This is a genomic window from Paenibacillus sp. USDA918EY (assembly GCF_009870825.1).
In the GTDB taxonomy this organism is placed as follows: domain Bacteria; phylum Bacillota; class Bacilli; order Paenibacillales; family Paenibacillaceae; genus Paenibacillus_AQ; species Paenibacillus_AQ albilobatus.
This window is the reverse complement of sequence record NZ_WTWY01000030.1, coordinates 21,091-27,683: the sequence shown is the minus strand read 5'-3', so window position 1 is coordinate 27,683 and position 6,593 is coordinate 21,091. Positions and strand designations below refer to the sequence as shown.

The 6,593-nt window shown below is 54.6% G+C and carries 7 protein-coding genes; 2 read left to right on the top strand and 5 right to left on the bottom strand.

The genetic code is table 11. The features are described from left to right. Positions 1-195: 195 nt before the first annotated feature. Both GQY55_RS30145 and asnB read left to right on the top strand, forming a co-directional pair. Entirely contained in the window at positions 196-492 is a 297-nt protein-coding gene (locus GQY55_RS30145) for a DUF4870 domain-containing protein (protein WP_160045614.1), read from the top strand. Positions 493-960: 468 nt separating this feature from the next. Next, the gene (gene asnB / locus GQY55_RS30140; protein ID WP_160045613.1) at positions 961-2,805 is read left to right on the top strand and encodes an asparagine synthase (glutamine-hydrolyzing); all 1,845 of its coding nucleotides are present in this window, start codon (positions 961-963) and stop codon (positions 2,803-2,805) included. Positions 2,806-2,923: 118 nt separating this feature from the next. Here the strand turns inward: asnB and fucU are convergent, their stop codons facing one another. The 5 genes from fucU to rph all read right to left on the bottom strand — a co-directional run bounded on the left by fucU (position 2,924) and on the right by rph (position 6,525). After that, positions 2,924-3,349, bottom strand: coding sequence for an L-fucose mutarotase (gene fucU, locus GQY55_RS30135; RefSeq protein WP_160045612.1), 426 nt, complete (start codon positions 3,347-3,349; stop codon positions 2,924-2,926). 258 nt (positions 3,350-3,607) lie between these two features. After that, entirely contained in the window at positions 3,608-4,483 is an 876-nt protein-coding gene (locus GQY55_RS30130) for an endonuclease/exonuclease/phosphatase family protein (protein WP_160045611.1), read from the bottom strand. Between the two features lie 55 nt (positions 4,484-4,538). Next, a complete protein-coding gene (locus tag GQY55_RS30125; protein ID WP_160045610.1) occupies positions 4,539-4,991 on the bottom strand; it encodes an ASCH domain-containing protein in 453 nt (150 codons plus the stop codon). Between the two features lie 132 nt (positions 4,992-5,123). Further along, a complete protein-coding gene (locus GQY55_RS30120; RefSeq protein WP_160045609.1) occupies positions 5,124-5,762 on the bottom strand; it encodes an XTP/dITP diphosphatase in 639 nt (212 codons plus the stop codon). Positions 5,763-5,766: 4 nt separating this feature from the next. Further along, the gene (rph, locus tag GQY55_RS30115; protein WP_160045608.1) at positions 5,767-6,525 is read right to left on the bottom strand and encodes a ribonuclease PH; all 759 of its coding nucleotides are present in this window, start codon (positions 6,523-6,525) and stop codon (positions 5,767-5,769) included. Between the last annotated feature and the right edge of the window lie 68 nt (positions 6,526-6,593).

Below are 6,593 nucleotides of genomic sequence, written 5' to 3'. Positions count from 1 at the left end.
ACCCCCGACCGACGGCTTAGAAGGCCGTTGCTCTATCCTGCTGAGCTACTGGGACTTAGTATGTAATAAAAACGGCGCGTTTATTATTATAGCGCATTTTTCAAAAAATTCAAAGGGAAATTTTCGAATATGAATCATCGGCTAGCGGGCGGGGTAATATGATAACAGCAAACCCAAGGCAAAGGAGTGATGGCAATGCGTCAACTGCTGTCGGCATTATCGTATTTCAGCATCTTTTTCGCGCCGTTTATCCTTCCCGTCATCATCTGGATCCTATGCAGGGAAGATGCGTATGTCGCCATGCACTCAAAACGGGCGCTTCTCTCGCATATCCTCCCTTTCGTCGCAGCGCTACCCTTGCTCGTTCTTACCTTTGGCGCGGATAATCCGGGATCTGTGCTTGGATATATCATTTTGTTCATCATTATTTATTTCGGAACGGTTATCTACAATATCGTCAAGGGCGTTCAAGTGCTGCGCGAATACGCCTAGACCCAAGAAAATTCCTTCCATTATATGTAACATCATCCAGGTGAAAAACCTCCGGTTGTCCGGAGGTTTTTCGCTTTAGGGGTTACTTATTGCCAAAACGTCTTGGGTTTTGCGGAACAGCCAAATTTCTGTCGTTTTTACTCAGGACCTCATCGGCAAATTCAGTCTGGTGGGCATACTTGTTGCCTTTCGTCTTTTTGTACGTCAATGCCACTTTCGCTCACCCCCCTAAGCATAGTATGGGATGTGAGCGGGGCAGCTATGACCTTCAATATCTGGCTCGTCATGCAAGCCTGCGCAGAGGTCTAAAAATGCCGAAGTGCAGCGTTATTCATGACATCATCCCTCTTCTTGTGACAAGTTATTCAGGGCGATTGCCGCCCGGACAGACATTTTATGCCCTTGTTCGGCATATATCTGTATCACTTTCAGAAAAGGGATTTTTCGCAAAAGAAAGGATGATCCGTCATGTGCGGAATAACCGGTTTTATTGAGTGGAGCGGCGATTTGACGCAACATTCGCAGACTCTCGTAAAAATGACGGAAACCTTGACACCAAGGGGACCGGACGCCTCTGGAACCTGGATCTCGGGCCCCTGCGCCTTCGGGCACCGGAGGCTCAGCGTCATCGATCCGGAAAACGGGGCACAGCCCATGCTTGTATACGATGATGAGGATTTATACACCATAGTATATAACGGGGAATTGTACAACGCGGCCGAACTGAAGCGGGAGCTGCGAAAAAGAGGGCATCGCTTCCGGACGAATTGCGATACGGAAGTTCTTTTGGTCTCCTACATCGAATGGGGGCCTGCTTGCGTCGACAAGTTTAACGGCATTTTTGCTTTTGCCATCTGGGACAGCGTGCGGGAACAGGTCTTTATGGCCCGCGACCGGCTGGGCGTCAAACCCTTTTTCTACAGCCTGATCGACGGTACCTTTGTCTTCGGCTCCGAACCCAAGGCGCTGCTTCAGCATCCGAAAATCGAGCCCGTCGTCGGCGCCGAGGGGCTGGCGGAAATCTTCATCATCGGACCGGCGCGCACGCCGGGTCATGGCGTATACCGCGACATCCAAGAGCTGCGCGCGGGGCATGCGATGATATTCAGCCGCCAAGGATTAAGCATTCATCAATACTGGAAACTCGACAGCTACCAGCATGAGGAAGATACCGAAACGACCGCCGCGCAGCTTCGCGACCTGCTTCAGGATACGCTGGAACGCCAGCTTGTCTCCGACGTGCCGGTATGCACGCTGCTTTCCGGGGGACTCGATTCCAGCGCGCTTACGGCGCTTGCGGTGCAGTATTACAACCGGACGGGGCAAGGGCAAATGGACACCTATTCGGTGGACTACGTCGGCAACGACAAAAACTTTAAATCCCATGCGTTTCAGCCGGGTGCCGACGCCCCGTGGATTCAGCGCATGGTCGAGGAGCTTGGCACGAGGCATCACTACATCGAGTTCGACACGCCGGAGCTGATCGATTCGCTGAACAACTCCACCCTGACACGGGATTTGCCCGGCATGGCCGATGTGGACGGTTCCCTTTACCTGTTTTGCCGGGAAATCAAAAAAGGCGCTACCGTAGCCGTATCCGGGGAAGCCGCGGACGAAATTTTCGGCGGTTATCCCTGGTTTCACCGTGAAGAGATGCTGAATTCGGGCACGTTCCCGTGGGCGGTGGCTGCGGATATGCGCGCCAGCCTGCTTTCTCCCGAAATCCGCGCATGGACGCGGCCGCTCGAATACCTGGGGGACCGCTATGCCGAAGCCGTCCGGGAGGTGCCGAAGCTGCGCGGGGAAACCGGCAAGCAGGCGCAGATGCGCGTCATGTCCTATTTGAACATTACCCGCTTCATGCCGACGCTTCTTGACCGGAAAGACCGGATGAGCATGGGGGTCGGCCTGGAGGTCCGCGTTCCTTATTGCGATCACCGGCTGGTTCAATACGTGTGGAATATCCCATGGGAAATGAAAATGACGGGCGGACGCGAAAAAGGCATTTTACGCAAAGCGCTGGAAGGCGTTCTGCCGGAAGACGTGCTGTACCGCAAAAAAAGCCCCTACCCAAAAACCCACAACCCCGATTTCCTCACCGCCGTCAAACAGCAAATGCTCGACATTCTGGACGATTCCTCTTCGCCGATCCTGCCGCTTATCGATCGGGCAAAAATCCGTGAAATCGCCGCTTCCCCCGAAGCGTCCACGAATTTGCCCTGGTTCGGCCAGCTGATGTCCGGGCCGCAGTTGTTCGCGTATCTTGCGCAGGTGAACAACTGGCTGAAAACCTATGAAGTTTCGATAAAATAGAAGCAGCTTTAGCTTCAGGTTCGCTTCATCGAAAAAGCCCGTTCCAACGGAACGGGCCATCTTGTTTTATGCGGCGTTTCTTAGATGTGAAAGTGACTTGCCAGCCAAAAAGAAAAGCTTAACCGATAACGCCTTTGGACAAAATCAGGTTGCCGTAAAGCGCCTTTTCTCCCGTGGCCACCACGGCATAGGCTTTTTTCGCCCGTTCGTAAAATTCGAAACGTTCGATTTCCGCAAATTCGATGCCTTGTTCGGCCCGGTTCACCAAATCGCGGTATACGTCCCACACGGGGGTTTGCACCGGATCGCCCGGAGTCACCTGCATCAGCATGACCGGGTGGGTTAAATAGCGGTTCAGAGGAAAAAGCTCAAGCGTTGCCGCAAGCAGCTCCGGAATGCCGTGCCCGTCGGCACGGATCAGCCGGTTGGCCGTCGATACGGCGGGAAAATTCGCGTCCGCAAACACAATTTCGTCCCCGTGCCCCATTTCGCACAAAATTTTCAGCAGCTCCGGCGACAACAGGGGGGAAATCCCTTTCAGCATGATAAAGCCTCCTTTGCGTCTTTCACATCGCATTCCCCTATTATTACGACGCCGATCGGGACAATCCTTCCTGTTAAAAGAATATTCGCCATCGCCTGTGCAGGCTGTAAGATGTCGGATACGGGGACTGAAAGCATTTCCGAATCGCCACGGAACATCCCGGCGCTTGAGCCGATACGCTTCAGCTTCCCCTTCTCCAACAAACGAAGGAGCTGCCCCAGGTAAAGTACCTTCAGGACAGCTCCGCCAATCTCCCGTTTACCATTTGATATCCGCCACGACCGGATAATGGTCCGACGGCATCTTGCCCTGATGGTGATCCGCAACCGATCCGTAGGTCAGGACTTGAACCTTACCTGCAACGAAAATGAAATCGATCGGGCTTTCGAATTCGATCCCATGGTTGTCCTGCGGCTCCAGAAATGCAGGGAACGTCCGCGCGGCCACTTCCCTGGAATCGAAGCCCTGGAACGTGAACGCGGGTCCAAAATGGCGGTAAGCCGCCTCCCTGCTTGCATCCCGCAGCAATGCCGCCCCTGTCTCTCCCTGACCGGTGAGAACGCGGTAAGGCACCGAATCGGCTGTCACGTTAAAATCTCCCGTCAATACGGCCGGGCGATCGATCGCCAACTTCTTGATCCGCTCCAAGATCAAATGGGCGCTTTGTTCGACGGCAACCTTGCCGATATGATCAAAGTGCGTATTAAAATGCAAAAACGTCTTGCCCGTGTAAAGATCCTGAAACTCGCCCCATGTCACGATCCTTCTGCAAGCGGCATCCCAGCCAAGCGAACCCGGCTCTTCCGGATGCTCCGACAGCCAGAAAGTGTTCTGGCGCAGCGGCTTGAGCCTTTGTGTACGATAAAAAATGCACGAAAACTCGCCGTCTTTATCCCCGTCTTCCCTGCCTACGCCGATCCAACCGTATTCGGGCAAAAGCGCTTGCAAGTCTTCGAGCTGACTGTACAGCACTTCCTGCATGCCCACCAGGTCCGGCCGGTGGAAACGGATGATTCCCGCCACCAGCTCCTTGCGGCTGCTCCATACGTTGTCGCCTTCCTTGTCATACGCGTTTTTGATGTTATAGGACATGCATCGCAGGTCAAGTTCCAGGTTCGCTTTCTCTGCAGACATTTCCCTCACTCCCATCGGTGTCGTTTATAATCCAATCCTTCCCATCATAGAGACATTAACTTTTGACGTCAACCAATCGAAAACGTTCGCACACGAGCGGAATGTCGTCCGAAAACTCCCTGCCTAGCCGGTTTAGCTCTTTCGTAAAAAACGTTTCGTGAACCTGCCGCCAATACCGGTAAGTCCGATCCCCCTCGCCTTCCGCGACGGCAAAATCCTCCGGTACTTCATTCATCGGTACGACGGTCACTTCAACCGTTTGAATGATGGCGACGGGTTCGTCCCTGCCGTCCAAAATGATGCTGTAATCGCCGACGGAAGGCAGCGGCTCCTGCTCGGCCTCATAGCTGAAAAGCGCGGAACAGGTTGCGGTTTTCACGCCTTCTATGACCAGCCGTGCCAGCTGATCCGGATCGGCTCCGAAAGGCCAGGCGCTTACCGATGCCGGTTTTTCCCGGCCCTGCCTCTCCCAATATTCGTTCCAATACGTCCGCGCTGCTTGATTCATACGCCATCGCCTCCCATGGTATGTAAAACCTTCGATTCATATCATATCATGTTCAAGTAAAGTTCAGCGCCAAAAAAACGGCGGCCGCAAATCCGGACCGCCGTCGATTTTCGTTTACTTATGACGCCAATGTCAAACGTTAGATTCCTGCTCCTGCAGCATGCCGATCAATGTCCGCAAGGCGGCTCCCCGATGGCTGATCGCCTGTTTTTCCTCCACGGAAAGCTCTGCCATCGTTTTTTCATACTCCGGCAGGTAAAAAAGCGGGTCGTAACCGAACCCCCCGCATCCGGCGGGCTCGTCCGTGATCCAGCCGTCGACTTCCCCGCTTGCCTCCATGTGTGATCCGGTTGCCGGATCGTACAGGACAAGCGTGCAAACGAAACGCGCCGTGCTGAGAAGCGGCTGCTGCGTGTCGTCGCCCATTTTTTTCTCCTCCAACAAACGCAGCAGCTTGTCGTTGTTTTCCTGGTCCGACGCATGCTCTCCGGCAAAACGCGCCGAATAGACGCCGGGGCGCCCATCCAGCTCGTCCACGCACAAACCGGAATCATCCGCGAGCACCGGCAAGCCGAGCGCATCGCCGACCGTTTTCGCTTTTTTCAGCGCGTTTTCGGCAAAGGTTTCGCCGTCTTCAACGACCTCCGGCAGCTGCGGATAATCAAACATGCTTTTGACTTGCTTGCCGAGCTGGGCGAAAGCATGCTCGAACTCCTTCACCTTTCCCTGGTTTCGGGTGGCGACGATAATCAGGTTTTGATCCAGCAGCATGCCCTTAAACCCCTCTTCCCGTTTGGCCCGAGCCAATCATGAGGGCGATCGGTCCGAGCGCTTCCTTTTGCTTCTCGATGAGCCGGGCAATGCCCTGCTCCCCAAGCTCCAGCAGCTGGTTCAGCTCCTGGCGGGAGAACGGGCTTTCCTCGCCGGTCCCCTGCAGCTCGACAAAAGCGCCGCCGCCGGTCATCACCAGGTTCATGTCCACTTTGGCCGTCGAATCTTCTTCATAGTTCAAATCCAGCATCGGTTCTCCATTGACGACGCCGACGCTGACCGATGCCAAATAATCCGTGATCGGAAACGCGGGCAGCTTGTGTTGTTCCGCGATTTTGCTGATGGCGATCGCAAGCGCGACAAAAGAGCCGGTGATGGAAGTCGTGCGGGTGCCGCCGTCGGCTTGGATCACGTCGCAGTCGAGCGTAATGGTCCGCTCGCCCAGCGCGCGAAGATCAACGACGGAGCGAAGCGCCCTGCCGATCAGCCGCTGGATTTCCATCGTGCGGCCGGTGAGCTTGCCGCGCGCGCTCTCCCGCTGGTTGCGGGACTGCGTCGCCCGCGGAAGCATCGAATATTCCGCCGTTACCCAGCCTTTGCCTTGTCCCTTCAAAAACGGCGGAACTTTTTCTTCAACCGTCGCCGTGCATAATACTTTCGTATCTCCCATTTCAATGAACACGGAGCCTTCCGCATATTTGTTCACGTTTACTGACAATTTCATCGGCCTCAGCTGGTCGCTGCCGCGTCCGTTAGATCTCATCTTTTCTGCCTCCTACATTTACGCATCCTGTAAATATGGATGGGGCAGGATTTTGTCCCGGTTCAGCC

What these genes read in the sequence shown, in the direction of transcription:
- GQY55_RS30145 (WP_160045614.1), top strand. Translation starts at nt 196, where the DNA reads ATGCGTCAACTGCTGTCGGCATTATCGTATTTCAGCATCTTTTTCGCG.
- asnB (WP_160045613.1), top strand. Translation starts at nt 961, where the DNA reads ATGTGCGGAATAACCGGTTTTATTGAGTGGAGCGGCGATTTGACGCAA.
- fucU (WP_160045612.1), bottom strand. Translation starts at nt 3,349, where the DNA reads ATGCTGAAAGGGATTTCCCCCCTGTTGTCGCCGGAGCTGCTGAAAATT.
- GQY55_RS30130 (WP_160045611.1), bottom strand. Translation starts at nt 4,483, where the DNA reads ATGTCTGCAGAGAAAGCGAACCTGGAACTTGACCTGCGATGCATGTCC.
- GQY55_RS30125 (WP_160045610.1), bottom strand. Translation starts at nt 4,991, where the DNA reads ATGAATCAAGCAGCGCGGACGTATTGGAACGAATATTGGGAGAGGCAG.
- GQY55_RS30120 (WP_160045609.1), bottom strand. Translation starts at nt 5,762, where the DNA reads ATGCTGCTGGATCAAAACCTGATTATCGTCGCCACCCGAAACCAGGGA.
- rph (WP_160045608.1), bottom strand. Translation starts at nt 6,525, where the DNA reads ATGAGATCTAACGGACGCGGCAGCGACCAGCTGAGGCCGATGAAATTG.